Source organism: Oceanospirillum sanctuarii, from assembly GCF_002150805.1.
GTDB lineage: Bacteria > Pseudomonadota > Gammaproteobacteria > Pseudomonadales > Halomonadaceae > Oceanospirillum > Oceanospirillum sanctuarii.
The window spans coordinates 1-25,390 of record NZ_MTBA01000006.1 but is presented as its reverse complement, the minus strand read 5'-3'; the positions used below and the strand labels follow the sequence as shown (position 1 = coordinate 25,390).

At 50.7% G+C, this 25,390-nt stretch carries 19 protein-coding genes and 3 tRNA genes; 15 read left to right on the top strand and 7 right to left on the bottom strand.

The genetic code is table 11. From position 1 onward, the window contains the following. Window positions 1-97: 97 nt before the first annotated feature. The gene (locus BV405_RS12620) at window positions 98-1,438 is read left to right on the top strand and encodes an RsmB/NOP family class I SAM-dependent RNA methyltransferase (protein ID WP_217895652.1); all 1,341 of its coding nucleotides are present in this window, start codon (window positions 98-100) and stop codon (window positions 1,436-1,438) included. A 100-nt stretch (window positions 1,439-1,538) separates the two neighbouring features. Continuing rightward, the gene (locus BV405_RS12615) at window positions 1,539-2,222 is read left to right on the top strand and encodes a DNA-3-methyladenine glycosylase I (protein ID WP_086481254.1); all 684 of its coding nucleotides are present in this window, start codon (window positions 1,539-1,541) and stop codon (window positions 2,220-2,222) included. 140 nt (window positions 2,223-2,362) lie between these two features. Here the strand turns inward: BV405_RS12615 and BV405_RS12610 are convergent, their stop codons facing one another. Further along, window positions 2,363-2,986 (bottom strand): LysE family translocator, encoded by a 624-nt coding sequence (locus BV405_RS12610; RefSeq protein WP_086481253.1) that lies wholly within the window; start codon window positions 2,984-2,986, stop codon window positions 2,363-2,365. A 252-nt stretch (window positions 2,987-3,238) separates the two neighbouring features. Here BV405_RS12610 and ehuR point away from each other — a divergent pair, with 252 nt between their 5' ends. Then, on the top strand, window positions 3,239-4,624 hold the full coding sequence (gene ehuR / locus BV405_RS12605; protein ID WP_086481252.1) for a MocR-like ectoine utilization transcription factor EhuR: 1,386 nt from the start codon (window positions 3,239-3,241) through the stop codon (window positions 4,622-4,624). Window positions 4,625-4,662: 38 nt separating this feature from the next. Here the strand turns inward: ehuR and BV405_RS12600 are convergent, their stop codons facing one another. From BV405_RS12600 to hemA, 5 genes are all read right to left on the bottom strand, one after another. Next, complete coding sequence (locus tag BV405_RS12600) at window positions 4,663-5,406, bottom strand: HesA/MoeB/ThiF family protein (RefSeq protein WP_086481251.1); 744 nt, start codon at window positions 5,404-5,406, stop codon at window positions 4,663-4,665. A gap of 131 nt (window positions 5,407-5,537) precedes the next feature. Beyond that, window positions 5,538-6,050 (bottom strand): Lrp/AsnC ligand binding domain-containing protein, encoded by a 513-nt coding sequence (locus BV405_RS12595; protein WP_086481250.1) that lies wholly within the window; start codon window positions 6,048-6,050, stop codon window positions 5,538-5,540. Between the two features lie 546 nt (window positions 6,051-6,596). Continuing rightward, a complete protein-coding gene (gene prmC / locus BV405_RS12590; protein ID WP_086481249.1) occupies window positions 6,597-7,472 on the bottom strand; it encodes a peptide chain release factor N(5)-glutamine methyltransferase in 876 nt (291 codons plus the stop codon). Window positions 7,473-7,476: 4 nt separating this feature from the next. After that, window positions 7,477-8,562, bottom strand: coding sequence for a peptide chain release factor 1 (prfA, locus tag BV405_RS12585; protein ID WP_086481248.1), 1,086 nt, complete (start codon window positions 8,560-8,562; stop codon window positions 7,477-7,479). 125 nt (window positions 8,563-8,687) lie between these two features. Then, window positions 8,688-9,950, bottom strand: coding sequence for a glutamyl-tRNA reductase (hemA, locus tag BV405_RS12580; RefSeq protein WP_086481247.1), 1,263 nt, complete (start codon window positions 9,948-9,950; stop codon window positions 8,688-8,690). Window positions 9,951-10,230: 280 nt separating this feature from the next. Between hemA and BV405_RS12575 the strand changes: the two genes are divergently transcribed. The 12 genes from BV405_RS12575 to BV405_RS12520 all read left to right on the top strand — a co-directional run bounded on the left by BV405_RS12575 (window position 10,231) and on the right by BV405_RS12520 (window position 23,699). Continuing rightward, a complete protein-coding gene (locus tag BV405_RS12575; RefSeq protein ID WP_176330152.1) occupies window positions 10,231-13,197 on the top strand; it encodes a transporter substrate-binding domain-containing protein in 2,967 nt (988 codons plus the stop codon). 316 nt (window positions 13,198-13,513) lie between these two features. Beyond that, a complete protein-coding gene (locus tag BV405_RS12570; RefSeq protein ID WP_086481245.1) occupies window positions 13,514-15,421 on the top strand; it encodes a tetratricopeptide repeat protein in 1,908 nt (635 codons plus the stop codon). A 27-nt stretch (window positions 15,422-15,448) separates the two neighbouring features. Then, window positions 15,449-16,123, top strand: coding sequence for a lipoprotein insertase outer membrane protein LolB (gene lolB / locus BV405_RS12565; RefSeq protein WP_176330151.1), 675 nt, complete (start codon window positions 15,449-15,451; stop codon window positions 16,121-16,123). Between the two features lie 197 nt (window positions 16,124-16,320). Continuing rightward, window positions 16,321-17,184, top strand: a complete 864-nt coding sequence (gene ispE / locus BV405_RS12560) for a 4-(cytidine 5'-diphospho)-2-C-methyl-D-erythritol kinase (protein ID WP_086481243.1) — start codon at window positions 16,321-16,323, stop codon at window positions 17,182-17,184. 12 nt (window positions 17,185-17,196) lie between these two features. Then, window positions 17,197-17,271 (top strand) — tRNA-Gln (locus tag BV405_RS12555). 86 nt (window positions 17,272-17,357) lie between these two features. Next, window positions 17,358-18,302: a ribose-phosphate diphosphokinase gene (locus BV405_RS12550; RefSeq protein ID WP_176330150.1), complete on the top strand. Its 945-nt coding sequence runs from the start codon at window positions 17,358-17,360 to the stop codon at window positions 18,300-18,302. A 127-nt stretch (window positions 18,303-18,429) separates the two neighbouring features. Further along, a complete protein-coding gene (locus BV405_RS12545) occupies window positions 18,430-19,050 on the top strand; it encodes a 50S ribosomal protein L25/general stress protein Ctc (protein WP_086481241.1) in 621 nt (206 codons plus the stop codon). Between the two features lie 31 nt (window positions 19,051-19,081). Continuing rightward, window positions 19,082-19,672 carry an aminoacyl-tRNA hydrolase gene (gene pth / locus BV405_RS12540; protein ID WP_086481240.1) on the top strand — a complete coding sequence of 197 codons (591 nt, stop codon included), beginning with the start codon at window positions 19,082-19,084 and terminating at the stop codon, window positions 19,670-19,672. Between the two features lie 96 nt (window positions 19,673-19,768). After that, window positions 19,769-20,860, top strand: coding sequence for a redox-regulated ATPase YchF (gene ychF / locus BV405_RS12535; protein WP_086481239.1), 1,092 nt, complete (start codon window positions 19,769-19,771; stop codon window positions 20,858-20,860). A gap of 81 nt (window positions 20,861-20,941) precedes the next feature. Further along, window positions 20,942-21,018, top strand: a tRNA-Met gene (locus BV405_RS12530). Window positions 21,019-21,178: 160 nt separating this feature from the next. Then, window positions 21,179-21,255: transfer RNA gene (locus tag BV405_RS12525), tRNA-Met, on the top strand. A gap of 227 nt (window positions 21,256-21,482) precedes the next feature. Further along, the gene (locus BV405_RS12520; protein ID WP_086481238.1) at window positions 21,483-23,699 is read left to right on the top strand and encodes a CHASE2 domain-containing protein; all 2,217 of its coding nucleotides are present in this window, start codon (window positions 21,483-21,485) and stop codon (window positions 23,697-23,699) included. 116 nt (window positions 23,700-23,815) lie between these two features. On the opposite strand, the gene BV405_RS17705 is transcribed toward BV405_RS12520, so the two are convergent. Further along, window positions 23,816-25,174, bottom strand: coding sequence for a hypothetical protein (locus BV405_RS17705; protein ID WP_176330149.1), 1,359 nt, complete (start codon window positions 25,172-25,174; stop codon window positions 23,816-23,818). Window positions 25,175-25,390 lie beyond the last annotated feature (216 nt).

The window sequence follows — 25,390 nt, the reverse complement described above, 5'->3', positions numbered from 1 at the left end:
AAAACCATTGCGGGCAGGCGATCAAATACTTATGATGCCTGCCCGTTTTCTTTGTGCTTTATTTGTTGTTAAGCCTTTGCCTGAATGAGTTATCTCCATGTCTGCTAAAAAGCCTTCACGATCCCCAAAAAGAAATTCCCCAAAAAATGCTGGCCGTCCGTCTGCATCCGGTCGCATTCATAAAGGTCGTGGACGCCCTCTAGCTTCAGGCAATGCCCGTGGCCGATCAGCAGCCACCGCACCTTCGTCATTCAATACATTGGTAATGGCACTGCTGAAGGATGTCTTGCAGGAGCAAAAACCACTGGATCGCAGTTACGCCTTCCATTTCTCGCGCAATGAGATGACACCAATTGAACAGGGCCGAATTGTGAACGCCACCGGCGATATTCTGCGCCGGCTGAACTTCTATCTGTTTATTGCGGAACTGGATGATGCTCTGGATGTAAAAGCTCCAGAGCGCCTGCTGCTGGCATGGCTGACTGAACAGGGTCGGGCACCGCGCCAACAGGGCAAAGGCAGCAAGACAGGCTTTAGTATCGATAAGCGTCGTATCACCGAAGCCAATCAATGGCCCCTGCTGAAAGATGGCTGCCCTGAATGGCTGGATAAGATCGCACAGCAGCAGCTGGGGCAACGCTGGCCGCTGGAACGGGAATTTCTGGCTCAGGCTCCTTTGCGCTATATCCGCGTGAACCAGTTGAAGGGCACCCGGGAGCAGTTACAACAGCAATTCAGAACAGAGCAGATTCCTAATGAGGCTGTGGATAAACAGCCGGATGCCCTGATTATTCGTGGTGACGTTCCCCTGTTCCGTAGCAAAAGCTTTCACGACGGTTGGTTTGAACAGCAGGATCTGGGCTCTCAGCACATCGCCCGTATGCTGAATCCGAAGCCGGGCATGCTGACGGTGGATGCCTGTGCCGGAACCGGCGGCAAAACCCTGCATATCGCCGCACTGATGCAGAACAAAGGCCGCATCATCGCGATGGACGTAGAGCAACGCAAGCTGGATCAGCTGCGCAAGCGCGCAAAACGCACCGGTGTGAACAATCTGGAAACCCGACTTATTGAATCCTCCACTCAGATCAAGCGTCTGCGCGCCAGTGCAGACCGTGTGCTGTTGGATGTGCCTTGTTCCGGTCTGGGTGTACTGCGTCGTAATCCGGAAGCTAAGTGGAATCCGCTGTTTGAAGACCTTGAACAACTCTGCGCAACCCAGCAGGATATCCTGCAGCGCTACAGCAAGATGGCTAAGGTTGGCGGCGAAGTGGTTTATGCCACCTGCAGCATTCTGCCAATGGAGAATCAGGATCAGGTTGCTCACTTCCTTGAAAACTGCAGCGGTGCTTTTGAACTGCTGGAAGAGAAGACCATCTTACCGTCTGCCCTGAACAGTGATGGCTTCTATATGGCACGCCTGAAGCGCACAGCCTGATCTGCCGCTCAGCAAACCAAAAAAAAACAGTAAGACGTAAAATCCTGCAAACCGAAAAAACCGGACGAAAATAACCGAGAACGGGGAACAAGGAACCGATATGGAACGCTTTGACCAGATCTATCAGAGAGCCGCAGAACGCAAAGGCGGCGAAGCTGCACTTGAAGCTCTGCTACCCGATACCCTTAGTCGGGAAGTACTGGCAAATCTGGATGACAGTCGCTTTCTGGCCCAGTTTTCCAAGTCGATTTTTCAGTCCGGTTTCGTCTGGCGGGTGGTTGAGCAGAAATGGCCGGATTTTGAAGAGCACTTCTTCAACTTTGAACCGGATACCCTTCTGCTGCTGAGCGATGAGCAGTGGGAACAAAAAGCCAAAGACCCCAAGATCATCCGCAACCTGAGCAAGGTGATGACCATCAAGCACAATGCCCAGATGATCTACGATCTGCAGTTTGAGCACAAAAGCTTTGCTAACTTTATCGCCAACTGGCCGGAAGAAGATATTGTCGGCCTTTGGCAATATCTGAAAAAGCACGGCAAACGACTGGGCGGCAATACCGGTCCTTATGCCCTGCGCCAGCTGGGTGTGGATACCTTTATCTTCTCCAATGATGTCTGGGCGTATCTGAAAGCCCATAAGATTGTCAGCGCCACCAGCCCGACCAGTAAAAAAGCGATGCAGGAAGCTCAGGAAGCCTTTAACCAATGGCGTCAGGAATCCGGCCGCTCCTTTGCTGCGATCAGCCGTACAATCGCCATGGGTGTTGGCGAAAACTACGCCTGACTCTAATCCGAAACGCAAAAGGGTGACAATATCAAATTGTCACCCTTTTTTTATTTACAGGATTGTTCAGCGAAGAGAAAATCAACTGAAACAACTCACCTTATGGCTGCTTATCTCAGGGCTACTTATACCAAGACTCGTTATCTGAGCACAAAGTACACCGACAGTGCCGTTAGTGTTGCCATCACCATATTAAAGCGCACCCGAATCTGATCAGAGGTCAGCAAACGACCAATGGCACTGCCAAAACCTGCCCAGGCATTCTGAGTCAGATTCATCACCATAAAGGTCACCAGCATAATAAGTCCGATCGACTGCCAGTAAGCCTCTCCTGTCACCGAAAATGCCGACACCATCGACAAAGTCATCACCCAGGCCTTCGGGTTCAGGTACTGAAACAGCGCCATCTGCACAAAGCCCACCGGTTCACGATCATCATCCTCAGCAATAGCCTGCGCGGGACTGCGCAATATCTTCCACGCCAGCCAGATCAGATAGGCTCCGCCCACTAACTTCAGCACCATGTGCAGCACGGGCCACTGCTGGAACAGAATGCCAAGCCCAGCTGCAATCAGGACAATCTGGGTCGCATTCCCCAGGATAATGCCATAGACCACAGGCAAGGCTCTCCAGTAACCAAACTGAGCGCTGGTGGCCGTCAGAATTATATTGTTTGGGCCCGGAGTGCCAGCGGTACTGAGCACAAAAAGTGCAACCGGCAGATAGAAGCCTTCCAATGTGAATAAAAGCCCGTGCGAATCCATAATCAATCCTCAACATTTCCCCTGCGGGAAAATACAGATGCCTGACAAAGCTTATCCCTAGGCAGGACTGCCTTCTCATACACCCCAAAGTGGTTATTGTCGCGATACAATCCCTGGCATAAACTCCCTTCAGATGCCTTTGTACCGACTCGATTGTCACTATAAAATGAGCAGCACAATCGAATCAAACCTTTTATTGTCACCATTACAATCATAGAAAAACCAATACCCAAACCAGAGACAACCGGCACTATGTGGACTCCAGAACTCGAACGCTTCCCCGGCCCCCGCTATGTCGCTATTGCTGATGCAATGGCCGAATCCATTGAGCTTGGCGATCTGAGCGATGGCGATCGCCTGCCGACTCACAGGGCTCTGGCCGATAAGCTGGGCGTGACCGTAGGCACCATTACCCGGGCTTATGCCGAGGCAGAGCGCAGAGGGCTGGTGACGGCACGGGTTGGACGGGGTTCTTTTATCTCCACCCCCCATGCTCAGGGGGATCGTTTTATGATTCGCGGTGAGTCGGAACCGGATTGTGTTGATCTGCAACTGAACCTGCCAATCGCCAAGGACAGAGCCGATGTTTTAAGTCAGTCACTGACGGAACTGGCAGCAGACCCGGAGCAGATGAACCGGATTCTGGGGTATCAGCCGGATGTGGGCATGCCGGAACACAGGGAAGCAGCCGCTAAATGGCTCGGCTTAGCCGGTCTTCGCACCCACGCTGATCAACTGATGATTACCGGTGGCGGCCAGAATGCAATCCTGCTGACGTTGATGGCGCTGACCCGCTCCGGAGATATGATCCTTTCTGAAGCGATCACCTACCCCGGCTTTATGGCAGTTACCCATCAGCTGGGTTTGCGGCCTCAACCTGTAGCGATGGATGAGGAAGGTGTAATCCCTTCCGCTTTTGAAGATGCCTGTAAGCAGTTCGCACCACGGGTACTTTACTGCACGCCTTCTCTGCAAAACCCAACCAACGCCATCATGTCGGAAGCGCGCCGTGAAGCGCTGACTGAGATCGCCCGTCGTTATCATGTCTGGATTATCGAAGATTCGGTAAACGCTAACCTGCTGGAAAACGCCCCGCCGCCACTGGCTGAGATCGCACCGGATAGGGTGGTTTATATCAACAGTGCCTCCAAAACTCTGGCAGCTGGGATTCGGGTGGGCTGGATTGTGGCACCGGATGAGATCCGCACTCAGATCTCTAACGCCCTGCGGGCTTCCAATTGGATGACCAGCCCTCTCTTGGCTGAGATCTGCACCCGCTGGATCAACAGCGGCCTTGCCGAGCAATTACTGGCGGAGCAGAAGCAGGAACTGAGTCAGCGTAATCAGCTGATGCGTCAGTATCTGGGAGAATTTGCCTGCCGGATCAATCCCCATAGCCTGCATGCCTGGCTGGAGCTACCGGAACAGTGGCGCAGCAGTGAGTTTATCCTGCAGGCAGAGCGCCGTAGCGTGAAAGTGATCGGTGAGGACAATTTTGTCGTCGCCCAGTATCGGGCACCTCAGGCGATCCGTCTGTCGTCCAGTAGCGCCTGGTCGCAAAATCATCTGGAACGGGGATTGAAGGTTCTGGCAGAGCTGTTGAGACAGGAACCGGAACCTTCGCTATCGGTTTTTTAATGCAGTGGCGTCAGGCCCGTATACAAATGTGAGGCATATCAGAAGTGACACACAGGGCAGGCAGGATCTTTGCTCAGGTTCATACTGCGCCACTGAGTATTCAGGGCATCAAAGATCAGAAGACGTCCGGTTGCGGTCTTACCTGCACCGGAAATCAGTTTCACCGCTTCCAGCGCCTGCATTGTGCCGATCACGCCCACCAAAGGTGAAATCACACCGTTCTCTGCGCAGCGCATCGCTTCATCATCGCTGTCATCGTACAGGCAGCGATAGCAGGGATTCTCTGGCTGACGGGGGTCAAACACCGCCAACTGACCACCGAACTGAATCGCCGCGCCGGAAACCAAGGGCGTCTTTTCTGCGATACAGGCTGCATTAATCGCAAAGCGGGTGGAAAAACGGTCACTGCAATCCAACACCACATCCGCAAGACGTATCTGTTCCTGCAGTGCGTCACCTTCCAGCTTTTCCGGCAGGGTGACAATCTGGCATTCCGGGTTCAGTTCATTCAACGCTGTCTTAGCAGACTCCACCTTTGGCTGACCTATCGTGCTCTGACGATGCACAATCTGGCGCTGCAGGTTGGAAAGGTCCACCTCATCAAAATCACTGATCGCCAGAGTTCCCACGCCAGCTGCCGCACAATAGAGCGCCGCGGGACTACCTAAGCCGCCCATTCCGATAATCAGCACGCGGGCATCCAGCAAAGCCTGCTGCCCGGCGATATCCACTTCCGGCAACATAATCTGACGGCTGTAGCGTAATAACTGCTGATCCTGCATGGTAATGCTCTCTATCACTGGCAATGGTGGAATAAGTAAAAAAATAGGGCTTCGGCGCATGCCAAAAGCCCTATAGGGTATTTTAACCCGAGCAAGAAAACGCTGACTATCAGGTCAGCGGTATTTTCTGACTAGGTCAGCTGATGCTCATCAAACTCATTCAGCTCAGGTACGTAGATAGAAGCATCTTCTTTAACTTCTTCCATCACCACGTAACTCTTGGATTCTTTAACACCCGGCAGAGTCAGAACTACATCTTCCAGCAGCTGACGGTATGCAGACATCTCAGGAATACGGCATTTCAGAATATAGTCAAACTGGCCGGATACCAGATGACATTCCTGGATCTGCGGCTGTTTGGATACCGCACGACGGAACTCATCAAATACGGCGGAGGATTGGGTTTCCAGACTGATCTCTACAAATACCAGCAGATTTGCCCGCAGGTACTTAGGGTTCAGCAGTGCTTTATAGCCCTTAATAACCCCGTTTCGCTCCAGGCGCTTCACACGCTCCAGACAAGGTGTGGTTGAAAGGCCAACCTGATTTGCCAGATCTACATAGGAGATACGGGCGTTATCCTGCAGGCAGGCGAGAATTTTCAGGTCGATGCGGTCTAGTGCGCGAGGTTTAGAAGCTTTCATAGGGGAAACAACGTCTCAATAATCAGAAGGTTTTGCTAGTTATTATCTGTCTTCCAGCAATTATTGCTGATCAGAGCTTATCGCCAAGCGGTAGCAAAATTCAAGGGCTGAGGGGATTAATTGAATTAGACTTTATCCCTAGTGCAAAAGCTCTGTTCGGTTTTTTTCTTAAAAAAACCACCTGATTTAGCGATTTAGACCAGATAAAAACAGATCAAAAGCTCAGTGACAGCAAATCTTTCTGAAAGTCGTTTTTTCTGCCGCCGGAGAAAAAGTTCAGCAGCCTGAGATCATTTTCACTCTGAGGACACAGGTTAACCGCTTCAGTGAAAAACAGTCTTTGATGCTGCTCAGCAAAATAAACTGTATTTCGCCGGGCAAAGAAAAAGATACATGGGAATTGAAAGCACGTTCTATGACCAACTCACGCGACTAACCAAGCATGGTATCTTGAAACAAACGCCTGAAAGCAACCCGCCGTAGAGACGGATCCACAAGAGGATAAGAAGGGCCGGAGGCAAGTCAGGAAAAATAGAGGATAAAAAACTAAGGCAAACGGGCAAAACTGATCCGGTCTACACCCGCCATATCCTGACCGGTTTGTGCTCCCTGATAACCCGCAGCCGTCAGAATATCCCGCACAGCCTCTCCCTGATTGTAGCCGTGCTCAAAAATCAGCCAGCCACCGGATTTGAGGCAGGTTTTCGCCTGTTGCGTAATCACACGAATATCATCCAGGCCATCGGCCCCCGACGTCAGCGCACTTAACGGCTCAAAACGCACATCACCCTGAGACAGATGCGGATCATCATCTTCAATATAAGGCGGGTTACTGGCAATCAGGTCAAAGCCACCCTTGGCGATAGCATCAGCCTCAAGTGCCTGACACCAATCCGAATGCAGCACCCTGACCTGATTAAAGCCCAGTGTTTTACGGTTCTCTTCCGCCAATGCAACAGCACCGGGGTTAAAGTCACAGGCGGTGATCTGCCAGCCCGGCTTCTCGGATGCCAGCGCCAGTGCGATAGCACCAGTGCCTGTGCCAAGATCAGCCACTTTTGCTTCTGCCTGAGGTATCAGCTCCAGCACCTTAGCCACCAGATCTTCGGTATCCGGACGGGGAATCAGAGTATCCGGGCTGACTTTTAAGCTCAGTCCCCAAAACTCCCGATAGCCCAGCAGATAAGCCACTGGCTGGCCGGAGGCACGCTCGGCGATCAAAGCCTGAAAACGCTGCCACTGCTCTTCTGTCAGCAGCTTATCCGACCAGGTAAACAACCAGGTTCGGTTTTGCCCGACACACTCCGCCAGCAGACACTCACTATCGAGACGTGCAGTATCGCTGGCCGTCAGTTGACTGACCGCCCAGTTAAGGGCGGTCTGCACATCAGGTAAAACGGAGAGGTCGAACGCCTGGCTCATCAGATTAGTCGCTCAGTGCCGCCAGCTGATCCGCCTGATGCTCTGACACCAGAGGATCAACCACTTCAGACAGGGCACCGCCTTCCATAATCTCATCCAGCTTATACAGCGTCAGGTTGATGCGGTGATCGGTAACGCGGCCCTGTGGATAGTTATAGGTACGGATACGCTCAGAACGGTCACCACTACCCACCAGACTACGACGGGCATCGGACTGCTCTTTCGCAGCTTTGTCATCCGCCGCCTGCTGAATACGGGAGGCCAGCAGCGACATCGCTTTCGCTTTGTTTTTGTGCTGAGAACGCTCATCCTGACACTCAACCACTGTACCGGTTGGCAGGTGAGTAATACGGATCGCAGAATCCGTGGTGTTTACGTGCTGACCACCGGCACCGGAAGCACGGAAGGTATCGATCTTCAGATCCGCCGGATTGATATCGATGGTACCGACTTCATCCGCTTCCGCCATCACCGCAACAGTACAGGCAGAGGTGTGGATACGGCCCTGAGATTCAGTCGCAGGGACACGCTGTACACGGTGTGCGCCGGATTCAAACTTCAGCTGGGAATATACGCGATCACCGGTAATACGGGTGATGATCTCTTTATAACCGCCATGCTCGCCTTCGTTAGCGCTGATCACTTCCACCTTCCAGCGCTTTTTCTCAGCAAAGCGGGAGTACATGCGGAACAGATCACCGGCAAAAATCGCCGCTTCGTCACCACCGGTTCCCGCACGCACTTCAAGGAAGACGTTACGCTCGTCATTCGGATCTTTTGGCAGCAGCAGTTTCTGCAGCTCAAGCTCCAGGCGCTCCAGCTCATCTTTACCGGCCTCGATCTCTTCCCGGGCCATTTCACGAAGATCAGCATCGCCGTCCTGCAGCATCAGCTCGGCTTCCGCCATATCGCTTTTGACCTGCTCGTACTGGTTGAAGGTTTCTACAACACCTTCCAGTTCGGAATATTCCTGGGAATAGCTGCGGAATTTCTTCTGATCAGAGATCACTTCAGCATCGCTCAACAGAGCCTGCAGCTCTTCAAAACGATCTTTCAGCAGATCCAGTTTGGCGTGGATGGATGGTTTCATTTTTATCTTCCCGGCTGGGCCTTAATGAAGGCGTGGAACTCGGATTATTATTCGTCGGAATTATAAGACAGGCTGCCTCAAAAATAGCGCAGCGGTCTGTAACAGAAGAGAGGGATTAAGCGTCGCTAATCCAGGGCAAAAAGGGTGCGGGCGCTGTTCAGCAGGTCATGGCGGTTATCGGCTGAAGCCTGACGCAGCTGCACCATAGGCTCGTGTAATACTTTATTGGTCAGCGACTGGGAAAATCGCTTCAGAACTTCTTCCGGATCCTGACCCTTTTGCAGCTGTTGCAGGGCTTTTTCCAGCTCGCTGGAACGCACACTTTCAACCTGCTGACGCAAACTGCCAATCACCTGACCTGCACCGCGCTCACGTCGGGATTGCATAAAGCTGCCAACACCGGTCAGCACTAATTGCTCGGCCTGCTCAGCGGCTTCCTGACGGCTACGCATGTTCTCTTCGATAACCTCTTTCAGGTCATCAACGCTGTACAGGTAAACGTCGTCCAGCTCGCCAACCTGGGGCTCAATATCACGGGGAACCGCGATATCCACCATAAAGATAGGTTTGTGCTTACGGACTTTCAGGGCGCGCTCTACCGCACCTTTACCCAGAATAGGTAACTGGCTGGCAGTAGACGCGATCACGATATCGGACTTTTCGAGCTGATGAGGAATCTCACTCAGCACAACGGCTTCGCCGTTAAATTCTTCTGCAACCGCCTGAGCACGACTCAGGGTACGGTTGGCAACCACCATTTTGCTGACACCGGCATTACGCAAATGACGGGCGACCAGTTCGATGGTTTCACCGGCACCAATCAGGAGGGCACGGCTTTTACTCAAATCAGCAAAAATGCGCTGAGCCATGCTGACAGCAGCATAGGCAACTGAAACCGGGTTTTCACCGATAGCAGTTTGGGTACGTACCTGCTTGGCAACGGCAAAGGATTGCTGGAACAGCTGATTCAGCTCACGTCCCACCAGACCTTTATCCTGCGCATTCAGGTAAGCATCTTTGATCTGACCCAGAATCTGAGGCTCACCCAGAACCATAGAATCCAGACCGCAGGAAACACGCATCAGGTGACGGGCCGCGTCTTCATCCACATATTCGTAGCTGTAACGGGCAAGATCCGACAGATCCAGATTGTGGAACTGGCTCATCCATTCCAGTACGGGTGTGGCTTGCTGATTTTCCTGATCACCGTCTACGACGCAATAAAGCTCGGTGCGGTTGCAGGTGGAAACGACGGTGACTTCACTGATCTGCGGGTGCTGCTTTAATTGCTGGAATGCCCCATCCAGTTGTTCAGGGGTAAAAGCTACCCGTTCGCGGATCTCCACGGGGGCAGTTTTATGATTGATTCCAAAGGCAAGCAGGCTCATAGATAACTATTCTGTCACGGTTCCGGCATTTTTAAGGCTGGGGATAATAGCACAACAGAGTTGAAGGTGGCACTCCAACCACATGGAAGGTAAGGCGTTTTTTAATCATTCAGGTCATTAAAAAGGTCGTCTTTTATCAAACTTTACTTGTACTGCCCGACAGAGAACTGCACTATGGAAATCCCCACATAGCGTATTACAAAGACCTGTATTATCAATGAGTTGATCTGACAGGTTTAGGAACCTTGTAAACCGATCACGCTGCGGTATGGATTTACCGATGGGAACTCTAATGAACACCTGCTGTTTACCACCTACAAACCTTCACCCAGTAAAAGCCCTTTGCCATAAAGATGCCGGCTTTGCAGCTATCAAAACGCTGTGCGCTCTGTTTTTCCTTTTTCTGGTTGAACTTGTCACTCATGCACAGGCATCAGAATCCGTCAACTCGGCAAACTCCAAAATCACCATCGGTATTGTGGCTAACAATGAGCCCTATTCCAGCACCGAAAACCAAACCCCAAAAGGCTTTTCCGTCGATGTTCTTAACCGAATCAGTGAGATCTCCCAACTTGATTTTGAGTATCGGGTAGGCAGCTGGAGTAACATTTATGCCGCCTTTTTGAGAGGGGATCTGGATGCCATTGATGAAATATCATGGCGCAAAGACCGGGCAGAGATGATCCTGTTCACAGATCCGTATCACATTCGCCAGACTGCCGTCATGCATCATGCGGCTACACCGCTACCGAAAATATCTTCTGTTAAAGATCTTCAGGGCTATCGGGTGGGTGTTCTCCGGGATATCTATTACCGGGATGTCCTCGTAAATGAGGGTGTGGAGGTCATCGAATACGATCTTCAGACCGATCTGGTACAGGCACTCTCTTTTGGTTGGGTGGATGTCATTGTTGGCGCCGAAGTTACCCTTACCTATCTGGCAAAAAAAGAGGGCTTTCTGCAAATGACCAAAAATGCCGTTATTCCCCTTAACGGTATGGAAAGCGAAGACTTTCGTTTGGGTGTTTTGAAAAGCCGTCCCGAGCTGCACCAGAAGCTACAGCAGGCATTACAATCACTACCCGAAGACTGGCTCAATGGCCTGAGCGAGCGATGGATGGAGTATGGCGGTCAGGCACCAATGCGCCCCCACCTGCTAAAACTCAAGCCTGAACAAGCGCGCTACCTGAAACGTCTGCCACCATTACGAATCGGAATGATGAGAGATTACGCGCCTTTCAGCTTCTCTGAAAACGGTATAATTCAGGGACTTAGCGTGGATATATCGTACCGGCTACAGGATATCATCGGCGTCGAGTTCATCCCGGTTGTTGATCAGTGGAGCAATCTCTACACCCTTTTCAAGCAGGGTGATCTGGATCTGATCGCTAATATCTCAGACCTGCCGGAACGTCGGGAATATACGCTCTTCACACAGCCTTACCATCGTATCCCAAATGTTATTTACACACGGGACAAACTGCTAAGGGTGAAGAAACCCTCAGACCTCAAAGGGCTGCGAATCGCACTTGGTGAGGATGTTTTCTACGAGGATGCGGTCCGGGCATTATTTAACGATCAGGTATTCAGCTACAGCGAACAATCCCTCATGTTTAAAGCTCTGGCTGAAAATCAGGTTGATGTTGTACTGGCTGCACTGCCCAATGGTAATCATTTAATACGGGAGCTTGGGCTAACCAACATCAGAATTGCCGGTGAACTTCAGCTGCCGGGACTTGCAGGAGAAGACCTGAGATTAGGCTTACAACCGGAGCTGGAGCCGTTACGGGACATTTTGGATCAGGCGCTTAATACATTATCCCAGACGGAAAAGCGCACCATAGAAAATCGTTGGCTGGGAACAGGAAGCCAGTCCCAAAGCGCACAGATCGAGCTCAGCCAGAAAGAAAAAGAGTTGCTTCTCAGCTGGAATGGTCGTCTGACATATTGTGTAAATCCCGACCGGTATCCGCTGGAGCAGATCAGCAGACAGGATCAGCATGAGGGGATGTCCGCCAGCCTTATCACCCTACTGCAAAGTAGGATGGATACTCTGGGCTTTGATCTTTACCCAACTGACAGCTGGCAGGAAAGTCTGCAAGCCCTTCAGCAGGGTGACTGCGCCTTTATTCCCATGATGAGCCAAAGCCATAAACTGCAACAGGATTATCTGCTGACCGCCCCTTGGTATAACTCGTCTAACGTCATACTGGGTAACTTAGATGCCCCGTTTATCAGCAGGGTTAGCCAGCTTGGAGATAAGCCTGTCGGCATCACAAAAGATAATGCTTTGCAGGTTTTGCTGCAGAGACAGTATCCACAGCTGAATCTTGTTGAAGTTGAAGACACACTTTCCGGCATTCAGCTTCTAAGACAACGCAAGCTGTATGGCTTTATTGGCGGTTTAGCCCATACCAGTTACCTGCTGCAAAAAGAGAGCTTTGGGGATGTTCGTGTGCTCGGGCGATTACCTATCGACAGCAATTTCTCTATTGCAGTCAACCCACAGTACCCCCAGCTACTTGAGCTAATGAACAAACTCCTGAAAAACATTTCACCGCAGGACCTTGGGCATATTGAACAAGAGTGGCTTTCCGTCAAACTAGAACAGCATGCGAATTACCGCTTGCTGTGGCAGCTAAGCGCCGGATTTGCTTTGCTGTTTTTCGCACTTTTTTTCTGGAACCGAAAACTCGGTTCACTCAACAATCAGTTGAAATCCGCTAATGAAAAGCTGGCCTATCTGAGCATCACAGATCAACTGACCGAGCTCGGCAACAGGAACTATCTGAACCAGACTTTCCAGCCCTATCTGGAAGAGTGCCGAAAACAATCCAAGGTTGTGTGTCTGGCTCTGATAGATGCGGATCACTTCAAACAGGTCAATGACACCTATGGCCACGACATAGGTGATAATTGTCTGAAAAGTCTGGCTGAGAATATGCGTCTAATGTTCAACCAGCCTCAGGATCATCTGATCCGATTCGGCGGCGAAGAGTTTATCGTACTCACCTCAGATATCTCTGCGGACAATATTGAACTCAGACTCCACCAACTTCGTCAGGCCGTAGCCGAAAATGATATTGCAACCAAAGGAGATGCTTTCAGAATTACCATCAGTATTGGTTGCCGGATCAGTACCCCCAATGAGAATTCGACATTAAGTCACCGACTGAAAGAGGCGGACAAAGCACTCTACGAAGCTAAAGATCAGGGAAGAAACCGGGTTATTATCTACCAGGACTAGCGGTCAGAATTTCATCAAAAACAGATATACACAAACCGATTAAAAAAGACGGTTTTTTCTGTAGTAGCAACAGGTTAAGCTCTGTTGAAAGAATTTGAGCGGCCAGAGTCTGTGTTTTGATTCATACTTTCTGCAGGATCGGCTCTGTATTTGTTGTTCGTTCTGTTTTTATTGTGGGTAGTTTTTGCGTACCGCTCCCGCTTCTTACGGATAGCAAAGAAGCGGACAACATCCGGATACCTGTATCGTTTCCGTCTGACGCACCGGCTTTCATCAGCCTCGCCACACTCTTATTGACCGGTTTCAGGGTGACACCATGCAAGGCAAGCCAGCACTTATCTCTTCATCCCGCCTTATCAGAGCCAGTCTGCTGCTGCCACTGATCTGGCTTTCCGGCTGCCAGCAGGTTAAGCAAAGTGGCGACGCCGCCTTTGATAACAATTACCAACGCCCTGAGATGCAAAGCTCTCTGGCCGCTAACGAAACCCACGCCCAACAACCACCGATCAGAGGCCTTGATGGTGAAGCGGTGCGTGAGCTTTTAGCCGCCGAGATTGCAGGTCAGCGAAATCAGGTGGGCTATGCCCTTCAACTCTATATGGAACAGGCTTCACGCCTGCAAAGTGCGGAGCTGGCTCGTCGGGCAACCTATATTGCTCAATATGCAGGGGATAACCAAACCACTCTGGAAGCGGCTGCTATCTGGAGCGAAACCGATCCCAATAACGTAGAATCGCGCCGCATCAGCAGCACCTTGCTGATCCAACAGGGTGATTTTCTGGAAGCCTTTGACTTCCAGAGTGACCTGCTGGCGATGGGTGAAGAAACCCACTTCAGCTACCTTGCCGCTCAAAGTGCTCAGGCCGATGACTATACGCGCAATGAACTGCTGATCGCCCTGAACAGTTTGCGTAGCACACACCCGAATAATCCGGATCTGCTCACCGCAACCGCGCAACTGCTTTATTTCTCCGGTTTGCATCAGGAAGCCAGCGAAGCCATTGAAACCTCCCTTGCGATCTCACCACTTAATGTACGCAGCATTCTGCTGAAGGCTGATCTGGTGATTACACTGGAAGGCCCTCAGGCAGGAATCAAGGTACTGAAGCAGGCGATCCGCAAACAACCGGACAATCTGCGCCTGCAGTTAGCACTGGCACGAACCCTGGTAAAAGATGGTGATATCGATCAGGCACAGAAAGTCTTTGCCAACATGGCAGACAATCATCCGGAGAACGGACAACTGACTCTGTCACTGGCGTTAATTCTGATGGAAAACGGCCTGCCGGATCAGGCACGTCAGGAGCTGAACAAGCTGCTGGAAAAAGGCTTTGAAGAAGATGCCGCGCACTATTATCTCGGTCGTCTTGAGGAGCAGGAAGGTGATACCCAATCCGCCATCGATCACTATCGCATGGTTAAAGGTGGTAAAGACTTTCTGCAGGCTCAGGCACGTGCGGCTCGTTTGCTGATCGCAAATGGTGATATCGATGAAGCCCGCGCACATCTGGCCACCTTGCGCCTGACACTGCCGGAATATCGCGTGCGTCTGTATCTGCTGGAAAGTGAGCTTTTGCAATCACTGGATCGTACTGACGAAGCGTACCAGCTGCTGACAGAAGCGATCAGCTCAGAAGGTCCGGATTACGAGTTACTCTACAGTCGCGCCATGATCTCCCTGCAACAGAAGGACATTGATGCCATGGAGCGTGATCTTCGGGAGATTCTGGAGAACGAACCCAACAATGCCATGGTGCTGAATACGCTGGGCTACACCCTGACCGAATACACAGATCGCTACTCAGAAGCCCTGTTGCTGATCCGTAAAGCGGCGGCGCTTAAACCCGGTGATCCCGCGATTACTGACAGCCTTGGCTGGGTTTACTACAAACTGGGTCAGCTGAATGAAGCGATTCTTTTTCTGCAGCAAGCCTACAACCAGCTGCAGGATCCGGAAGTAGCCAGCCATCTGATTGAGGTGTACTGGGTGTCTCAGCATCAGGAAGAAGCGATCGCTCTGCTACTGGAATCCCGCCAGCTGTTCCAGGATAACCAACTGCTTAAAGATCTTGAACAGCGCTACCCTGAACTTGTCACCGAAGCTGAAATTCAGGATGCACAGGACAAAAGCCAGGCTGAGCAACTTCCTACCGACCGCGCCAATACAGACAGCCAGACTAATACTGCCGATCCGGCGGAAACCGCTGACTCCCGTAACGAATAATTAAACAACCTCATTATGAAGAGCTTTATGCTAAGCCCAGTAAACGTGCCATCACGCCTTTTATCCAAACGCCACCTGCTAACCACTTTCGTTCTGGCTATGCTGCTGGGGCTTGCTGGCTGCACCACCACAGACAAGCTGCAACAGGCTTCCTCACCTTTTATGGATGAGCATACCCGTAACCTGTCGCAACTGACCCACTGGCAAATTGCCGGAAAAATCCGCCTGAAAACCGCCGAAAGTTCCGACAGCGCTAATATCCAATGGCTACAGAGAGGGGATAGTTACACTCTGACGTTAAGCGGCCCTTTTGGCCAGACCGGTGCAATGCTGGAAGGTACGCCTTATCAGGTTGTACTGACGATTCCTGATGAAGGCAGCTTCGCAGATCGTTCACCGGAAAGCCTGCTATATAATCACTTTGGCTGGGATCTGCCACTAAGCAGCCTTTTCTACTGGGTTCGCACCTTGCCCGCCCCCGGATCTGATTATCAATCTGAACTGAATAACGAACAGCAGGTAGCCCGCCTGAAACAGGATGGCTGGGATATTCGCTATGATCGCTATCGCACTGTTAACAACTCTGACTCCGCTGCGCCTAAACTTCCCGGCCGAATGAAGATCGCTAAGGGAAAGCTGGAGCTGACCTTTATCATTAACCAGTGGTCACTGCCGGAACATCAGATCTCTTTACTGAAATAGCGACTCCCCCTATTAAAGCCAGCCCCAGCAATCACTAGCTATAAGCAGGAGTTTTTTAATAAGCTCCTGCTCACCGAGCCTGTTTCCCTAATCTCAGCATCCGCTATAATCGCTCCCCATTATTTTCAGCGCTGCTAATCTGCTCCAGCCTTAATCTGCAGCCTGCCACCGACAACTGAAAAGCGGTTATCTGAACAATGCTGACTCTGCCTGCTCCTGCCAAACTGAACCTTATGCTTCATATTATTGGTCGTCGTGACGATGGCTATCACCTGCTTCAGACTCAGTTTCAGTTTCTTGATTTCTGCGATCAGCTGACATTCAGCCCGGGCGATAAGAGTTCATCAGATCCTGTGATCGTCTTAACCCCCGAGATTCCAGGCGTTGCCAATGAAGATAATCTGATTGTTAAAGCAGGCCTTCGCCTGATCAGCTACTGTCGAGAAAAAGGCAACACCACACCGCTAAACGATGTAACCATCGAACTGGATAAAAAAATCCCTATGGGTGGCGGTTTAGGAGGCGGCAGCTCAGATGCATCTACGGCGCTTATCGGCCTGAATCACCTCTGGCAGTTAGGCTGCTCAATTGATGAACTGGCTGAAATAGGTTTGGCTCTTGGTGCCGATGTACCTGTTTTTGTCCGTGGCTTTGCCGCCTGGGCAGAAGGTGTCGGTGAAAAACTAAGCCCTATTGAGCCGAAAGAGCTGTGTTATGTGGTGATTTGCCCCGATTGTCATATCTCCACTCAGGAAATTTTTTGTCATCCCGAATTGACAAGAGATACCGAAATCATGACAATTACGCGCGCACTTGATCAGGGCGGCCATAACGACTGTGAACCGATCGCTAAAGCAGCTTATAAAGAGGTTGCGGAAGCACTCGATTGGCTCAGTCAGCATGGCAAATCACAGATGACCGGCACCGGTGCCTGCGTTTTCGCAGGATTTAACGATAAAGAAACAGCTGATGCTGTTTTGGCAGCGTTACCGGAGCACTGGCAGGGCTTTGTAGCCTGGGGAAAAAACAGATCCCCGCTGCATTCAACTCTCGCCATCTAATCGGTATAAAGTTGGGGTATCGCCAAGCGGTAAGGCACTGGATTCTGATTCCAGCATCCCCAGGTTCGAATCCTGGTACCCCAGCCATTTCTGTTTTCTGGTATGACAGTCATAAGAACTGCAGACCCGGCCCGCATTTACTCCCGTCAGACTGAATCCAAAGGTAGTTACACGTGTCAAAATTAATGGTGTTCACGGGGAATGCAAACCCCCAGTTAGCCAGCAAAGTTGTTGATTGTTTAGACATTCGTCTGGGCGATGCCACGGTTGGTCAATTCAGTGACGGCGAGATGGCTGTTGAAATCAACGAGAACGTTCGTGGTAAAGACGTTTTTGTTATTCAGTCTACTTGTGTACCTACCAACGATAACCTGATGGAACTGATCCTGATGGTTGATGCACTGCGTCGTGCATCTGCACAGCGTATCACCGCTGTTATTCCTTACTACGGCTATGCCCGTCAGGATCGCCGCGTTCGCTCAGCTCGTGTACCTATCAGCGCTAAAGTTGTTGCTGACATGATCGTAGCTGTTGGTGTTGACCGCGTTCTGACTGTTGACCTGCACGCTGACCAGATTCAGGGCTTCTTCGATGTTCCTGTAGACAACGTGTACGGCTCCCCAATTCTGCTGGACGATATCGAGCGCCAGAACTACGAAGATCTGGTTGTTGTATCTCCTGACGTTGGCGGTGTTGTTCGTGCCCGCGCTATCGCGAAGCAACTGAATGATGCGGATCTGGCGATCATCGACAAACGTCGTCCACAAGCAAACGAAGCTCAGGTTATGCACATCATCGGTGACGTTCAGGATCGTACCTGCGTACTGGTTGATGACATGGTTGATACTGCAGGTACTCTGTGCAAAGCCGCAGAAGCCCTGAAATCCCATGGTGCTAAGCGTGTTGTTGCTTACGCAACTCACCCGGTTCTGTCTGGCCCGGCTATCGACAATATCCGTAATTCTGTTCTGGATGAGCTGATCATCACAGACACCATTCCTCTGACTGACGCAGCTCAGAAGTGCGGTAAGATCCGCCAACTGACGCTTTCCGGTCTTCTGGCTGAAGCGGTTCGCCGTGTCAGCAACGAGGAATCCATCAGCGCCATGTTTCGCTAATTAACCCAAGGCTAATTGCTGAACATCTTTGCTGAACGATTTTCAAAACAGGTATCTGTTTGAAAAATGCTGCAGGTTTCTGGTCGCGGTAACCTGCGCTGACTTTATATAAATTGAGGAAATAAACATGTCTGATTTCGTATTGAATGCTGTAGTTCGCAGCGACAAGGGGAAAGGTGCGAGCCGCCGCCTGCGTCGTCTGGAAGGTACTACTCCTGCGATCGTTTACGGTCTGGGTAAAGAGCCTGTAGCAATTACAGTTGAGCAACGTGAGCTGTTCAAAAAGCTGGAAAACGAAGCTTTCTTCACTCACATCCTGGAACTGAACATTGAAGGCGGTGATAACGAGCAAGTTATCCTGAAAGACCTGCAACGTCACCCGTACAAAGAAGTTATCCTGCACGCTGACTTCCTGCGTGTAAGCGAAGACTGCAAAGTGACTGTTCACGTTCCTGTTCACTTCCTGAACGAAGCTGACTGTAAAGGTGTTAAAACCCAGGGCGGCGTGATTCAGCACCAGAAAGCTGAAGTTGAAGTACGCGCACTGCCTAGCCAGCTGCCAGCTGCTATCAACGTAGACATGTCTAAAGTTGAAAAAGGCCAGACTGTTCACCTGTCTGACCTGAAACTGCCAGCAGGTGCAGAAATCGTTGAGCTGACCAAAGGTGCAGATCACGATGCAGCTGTTGTAACTGTTGCCGCTCCTAAAGGTGCTGCTGCAGAAGCAGAGGAAGCTGGCGAGGAGTAATCCACGCTGACTTTCTGAACGAGGTTTCGGTATGAGTGAAGGTATTCAGCTAATCGTTGGTCTGGGCAATCCCGGAGCAGAGTATGAGCAGACCCGTCACAATGCCGGAGCCTGGTTTGTCGAGGCGCTGGCGAAACACTGCGGTGCTAGCCTGCGTCCCGAAAAGAAATACCATGGGCTCTATGCCAAGGCCCGCTTTGAAGGTAAAGGCCTTCATCTGTTGATTCCCACCACCTTCATGAACCGTAGCGGTCAGTCTACGATTGCTGTTGCCGGTTTCTTCAAAATCCCCCCTGCTGCGATTCTGGTCGCACACGATGAGCTGGATATTCCTCCGGGTACAGCACGCTTTAAACAGGGCGGAGGTCACGGCGGCCATAATGGTCTGCGGGACATCATCAGCAAACTTGGTAATGAAAAAGGTTTCAACCGTTTACGGCTTGGAATCGGCCATCCGGGCAGTAGCGATAAGGTTACCGGATATGTGCTGGGTCGGGCACCTAAGTCAGAGCAACACGCTATTGATGACTGTATCGATGAAGCCATAAGAGCCTTACCCGATGCAGTGAAAGGCCAATGGCCCGCTGCTATGAACCGCCTGCACAGCTTCAAATCCGCCTGATCACATCTCCCCCTGCCGGTTTCTTACCGGACTCTGTCTGCCATTATTTGAGCAGGCAAACGCGCCGGTTCAACCACGCATATCAGGATCATCATCATGGGTTTTAACTGCGGTATTGTCGGCCTACCAAACGTAGGTAAATCGACGCTGTTTAATGCTTTGACCAAATCCGGCATCGATGCCGAGAACTTCCCTTTCTGCACCATCGAGCCCAACACTGGTATCGTGCCTATGCCCGATCCCCGTCTTGATGCGCTGGCTGAAATCGTAAACCCAGAGCGTGTTCTGCCAACGACTATGGAGTTTGTAGATATCGCAGGCTTGGTAGAAGGCGCTTCCAAAGGTGAAGGCTTGGGTAACAAATTCCTGGCTAACATCCGCGAAACTGACGCTATCGCTCACGTTGTTCGCTGCTTTGACAACGAAAATGTAATCCACGTTGCTAACCGTGTTGATCCGGCTCAGGACATCGAGATCATCAACATGGAACTGGCTCTTGCAGATATGGACTCTGTGGATAAAGCGATCCACCGTCTGACTAAGATTGCCAAAGGCGGTGACAAAGAAGCTCAGACCCAAAAAGCCCTGCTGGAAAAAATTCAGCCGCACCTGGCTGAAGGTAAGCCGCTGCGTAGCTTTGGCCTGAACGATGATGAGAAAAAACTGCTGCGTTCGTACAACTTCCTGACCGTTAAACCAACCATGTACATCGCGAATGTTGATGAAGACGGCTTCGAAGACAACCCGTATCTGGATGTGGTTAAAGACATCGCTGCAGAAGAAGGCGCAATCGTCGTTCCGGTTTGTAACAAACTGGAAGCAGAAATCGCTGAGCTGGATGATGAAGAACGCGATATGTTCCTGGCTGATCTGGGCATGGAAGAAGCGGGTCTGGATCGTGTAATCCGTGCCGGTTATGGCCTGCTGGGTCTGCAGACCTACTTCACCGCAGGTGTTAAAGAGGTTCGCGCCTGGACCGTTAAAATCGGCGCGACCGCTCCTGAAGGCGCTGGCGTTATCCACACCGACTTCCAACGCGGCTTTATTCGCGCAGAAGTTGTTGGTTACGATGACTTCATCGAATTCAAAGGTGAACAGGGTGCTAAAGAAGCCGGCAAATGGCGTCTTGAAGGTAAAGACTACATCCTGAAAGATGGCGATGTGGTGCATTTCCGCTTCAATGTTTAATAATTGAAACGGTAACGCGAAAAACAAGCAAATTATTGCTTGCAGCGGGAGTGATTTACAGTATAATCTGCTCCCGCAAATGGCTATGTAGCTCAGTTGGTTAGAGCACAGCACTCATAATGCTGGGGTCGCAGGTTCAAGTCCCGCCATAGCCACCATATTTTAAAAAGCCGCTTCATCTGAAGCGGCTTTTTTCTTTACTGCAAAAGCTATCTTGTTGTTTTTTCTGAATTTATTTTAATTTCAGCTTGACACAACACAGCGAAGTAAAGATAATTTGCGCCACTTGCTGACGAACCGAAAGGTTCAATCAAGTTTGGCTATGTAGCTCAGTTGGTTAGAGCACAGCACTCATAATGCTGGGGTCGCAGGTTCAAGTCCCGCCATAGCCACCATATTCTGAAAAGCCGCTTCTAATGAAGCGGCTTTTTTTATGCCTGCAATTCCTTATCTGTAATCCGCGCCCTTTTCTTTCAAACGATCAGAAAACTACCTCTCTGCATTCATCTGCGCACCTGAAGAAGAGACTGACCTGAAAAGGAAATGGCATCCCGATACCGCATTATGCCGTGTTGTATAGTATGCTCAGAAAAAACAATCACATGATAAAGACCCGTCTGCCATGGACTCGCTAAAAAAAGCTCTTGCGCCCTTGATTCGACCTCTGGGTAGTCTCGCCATCCTTGCTGTCTTTCTGCTTCACTCAATTGGCTACTGGAATATCGGTTTGTTCAACCGACTGGAACAGATCGCCTACGATATTCGCATCAATATGACACTCCCCAAAGAGGGTGACCCACAGATTCTGATTATCGATATCGATGAGGACAGCCTGCGGGAGATCGGTCAATTCCCCTGGCCAAGGGAGTATGTTGCCGAACTGCTCTATGTTCTGTTTGGCGAATACGGCATCAGCGCACTGGGCTTCGATATTGTTTTTCCTGAACCCGATCGACGTGGCGCAATGGAGGTTCTCCAGCGATTAATGGAAGAGCAACCAGAACTGACACCAACGATCTCCCCCTTACTGGAGTCAATGGACGGTGACCGGCAGTTGGCAGAAATTCTCAGCCAGACTCCCGCCATTCTTGGGTTTTATCTGGATCGCGAGTCGGAGGAGGCAACGCCCTCAGTAGGCGTATTGCCTGAACCACTACCTATCAATAGCCCTCTTCCGCCAACACTGCTACCGATACCCAAAGCTGAGCGCTTTTCCGGTAATCAACCTATTCACCAGGCCAATGCCCTGTCGGCAGGATTTTTTGATAACCCCCTCGTTGATCAGGACGGGGTATTCCGCCGTGTGCCTATGATTCAGGAGTACAAAGGTAACTATTACCAGTCTCTGTCACTGGGCGTTGTCCGAAGCGTGCTGGGAATGCCGCCGGTAGAATTTATTATGAGTGGGGATGAGACGAACCCCATTCTGGAAGCACTCGATGTTGGTGGTTTCCGCATTCCTGTGGATAACCAAACCGGCGCGCTCGTGCCCTACTACGGCGGTCGGGGAACTTTTGAGTACATCTCTGTCATCGATGTCTTTAAACAAACGGTGCCAAAAGAAAAGCTTCAGGGGGCTATCGTCCTCCTTGGCGCAAGTGCTCCGGGCCTCCTGGACCTGCGAACCACGCCAGTCCAGAGTGTTTATCCCGGGGTAGAAGTACACGCGAACCTGATTGCAGGTATTCTCCACCAGTCCTTTAAACACCAGCCCACCTACACCATTGGTGGTGAAATTCTGGTACTAACCATTCTGGGACTATTATTGACGTTCGCCCTGCCGAAACTCAACCCACTTCCGATTCTGATCGGCTCATCTCTGATCTTTACCGGTATCTGGTATGGCAACCTGCTACTTTGGACAGATTATAAGTGGGTATTCCCACTGGCAACGCCTGTCCTGCTCAGCGCTCTGATTATCGCCTACCAACTGGCTTATGGTTATCTTGTTGAGTCCAGAGGTAAACGCCAACTGACCCGCCTGTTCGGACAATATGTACCGCCGGAGCTGGTTGATGAGATGAATGATGATCCTGGCAGCATCTCTCTGGAGGGTGAAAGCCGGGAAATGACCGTGCTCTTTTCTGATGTTCGTGGCTTCACAACAATTTCAGAAGGACTCAACCCTGAAGAGCTGACCCGCCTGATGAACGCCTTCCTGACGCCGATGACAGGTGTGATTCATGAATACCGGGGCACCATCGACAAGTATATGGGAGATGCCATCATGGCCTTCTGGGGAGCTCCCCTGAAAGATCCTATGCATGCCAAACACGGGGTTGAAGCAGGTCTTCGAATGATTCAGATCATGAAGGAGCTGGGACCAGAGTTTAAGAAACGCGGCTGGCCCGAATTAAAGATCGGCGTAGGTCTGAATACCGGCCCGATGAACGTCGGCAACATGGGATCTGAATTCCGTATGGCTTACACCGTTCTGGGTGATGCCGTTAACCTTGGCTCTCGACTGGAAGGACTCACGAAACAATATGGTGTGGATCTCATGGTCAGTGAGACCACAGCAGCGGCTGCTGACGACTATCTCTACCGTGAGCTTGATCTTGTTAAAGTGAAAGGTAAACACGAGCCTGTGGCTATTTTTGAGCCGATTGCGCTGAAGGAAGAGGTTGAAGCAGAAACCAAACAACTGCTGGAGCGCTACAGTCAGGCACTAACACACTTCCGACAACAGGAGTGGGGCTACGCAGAGCGTATCTTTAAAGAGCTGTTAGCAGCGGATTCTCGCATGATTTACGAAGTATATCTGGAGCGCATCGAACTCTACCGCGAGAACCCTCCCGGCGCAGACTGGGATGGCGTTTTTACCCACACAAGTAAATAGCCCTGCAAGACTAAGCGACAGAAACGAAAAAGCCGGAGTAATTTCTCCGGCTTTTTGTTGTTTCAGGATCACCCTATTCACTTAATCGAACAATGCGACGATGTACCCCCGCCTCTTTAGCGAGCTTGTTCCAACAAAGAGGTTCCACTGATATCACCTGCAGCAGTATTCAGTTCATACAGGCTCATAATCCCTTCCGCATCGGCTCCAACAAACTGCCCCTGAATATTACCCGTGCCGGTGGTCGCTCCGGATACATCCAAACTGACACCGGAACCGGTAAAGCTGTCTAAATGCCCGGAACCTGATGCAGAAAGCACACCACCCAGTGTTTCGGAAGATACCTGCATCGAAACATTCATAGAGTCATTATCAAAATCAACACCGATCGTCATTGAATCAAGACTAGCCAAACTTACTGTGCCATCCGATGCGATCATTGTCGGCGTTGTTCCATCAATCAGACTGTAACTGACAGTACCTGTTTTGGCTGCCAGCACATCAGATGATGTCAGATTAGATGCTAACATATAGTGAAGCTGCTGCAGGTTCTCTGTTGTGCCCTCATAGTCTGCTGCCTGAAGACTTCCCCAGCGCCCCCAGTTAACCTCTGAACCATCTGACAGTGTTGTGGATCCGGACTCGACCAATGCAAGCTGATCATTGGTCAAAGTGATCCAGGAGCTTCCGGTTTCAAAAGACTGTAAAGCGCCATTTGAATTAATATACAACTCTTCAGTGATTGAAGAAGTGGTCTGCGAGGTTATTGCAAACAGGTCAGTTCCCTGTGAACCAGCATCACCCCATTGAGTGGAGATCAGGCCGAAAGTGGTGGCATTGTTCTGCTCTGCTGCAGTATCGAAAACAATTAAATCAGAATCAAAAGCCGCAACCCCTTCAATGTAATCGCTGGATCTCCCTTTGCCACCGCTCAGTTTAAAACTCCCTCCCAGAAGCTGGCCTTCATCTCCTCCCCACATCAAATCCCAAAGACCAGCAACGTCTGCATTGGATTGATCAGAATAAATCACTGAACCTGACAAATTGAGGTTGGAAAGGTCTGATAAATTTCCGCTACCCAACGCACTCCACTCTGCAGCCTCTGATACTGCGCTCAATGTTGTAGAGAAACCGCCACTGCTGAAGTTAACACTCATGGTGGACTCACTTAAATCGTATGCAGAACTTCCTGAGGCATCGATCGCATAACCACCAGCAAAAGAGAACTCAGCGACCTGATTGACAAAAGCCTGGGAGGTCAAATCAGGTGTATTGAGGCTATCTACAAAAAAGTAGAACAGATTGCCTTCAATGTTGCTGTTGTTATGAGTAAAACTTGTCCAATAACCCCAGCCATACGTGTTGTGATCATCTGTTTTAGTGGTTTGAGTGATCTCACTGGTAGCAATCAGAAGTTCACTGCTATTCGAGTTCTTATCTTCAATTCGGTAAACCTTCCCATCCAACATCTGCAAAGACACATCTTTATTACTCTCAGATGTAATATTAAATTTTCTGCGTAATGATGGAGTAGCAACAGCTACACGATATTCACCTGCTGCCTGCTCAGGAGTTGGTTCCGGCTCTGGAGTTGGCTCTGGCTCAGGCGTTGGCTCTGGCTCAGGCGTTGGCTCAGGCTCAGGAGTTGGTTCCGGCTCAGGAGTTGGTTCCGGCTCAGGAGTTGGCTCTGG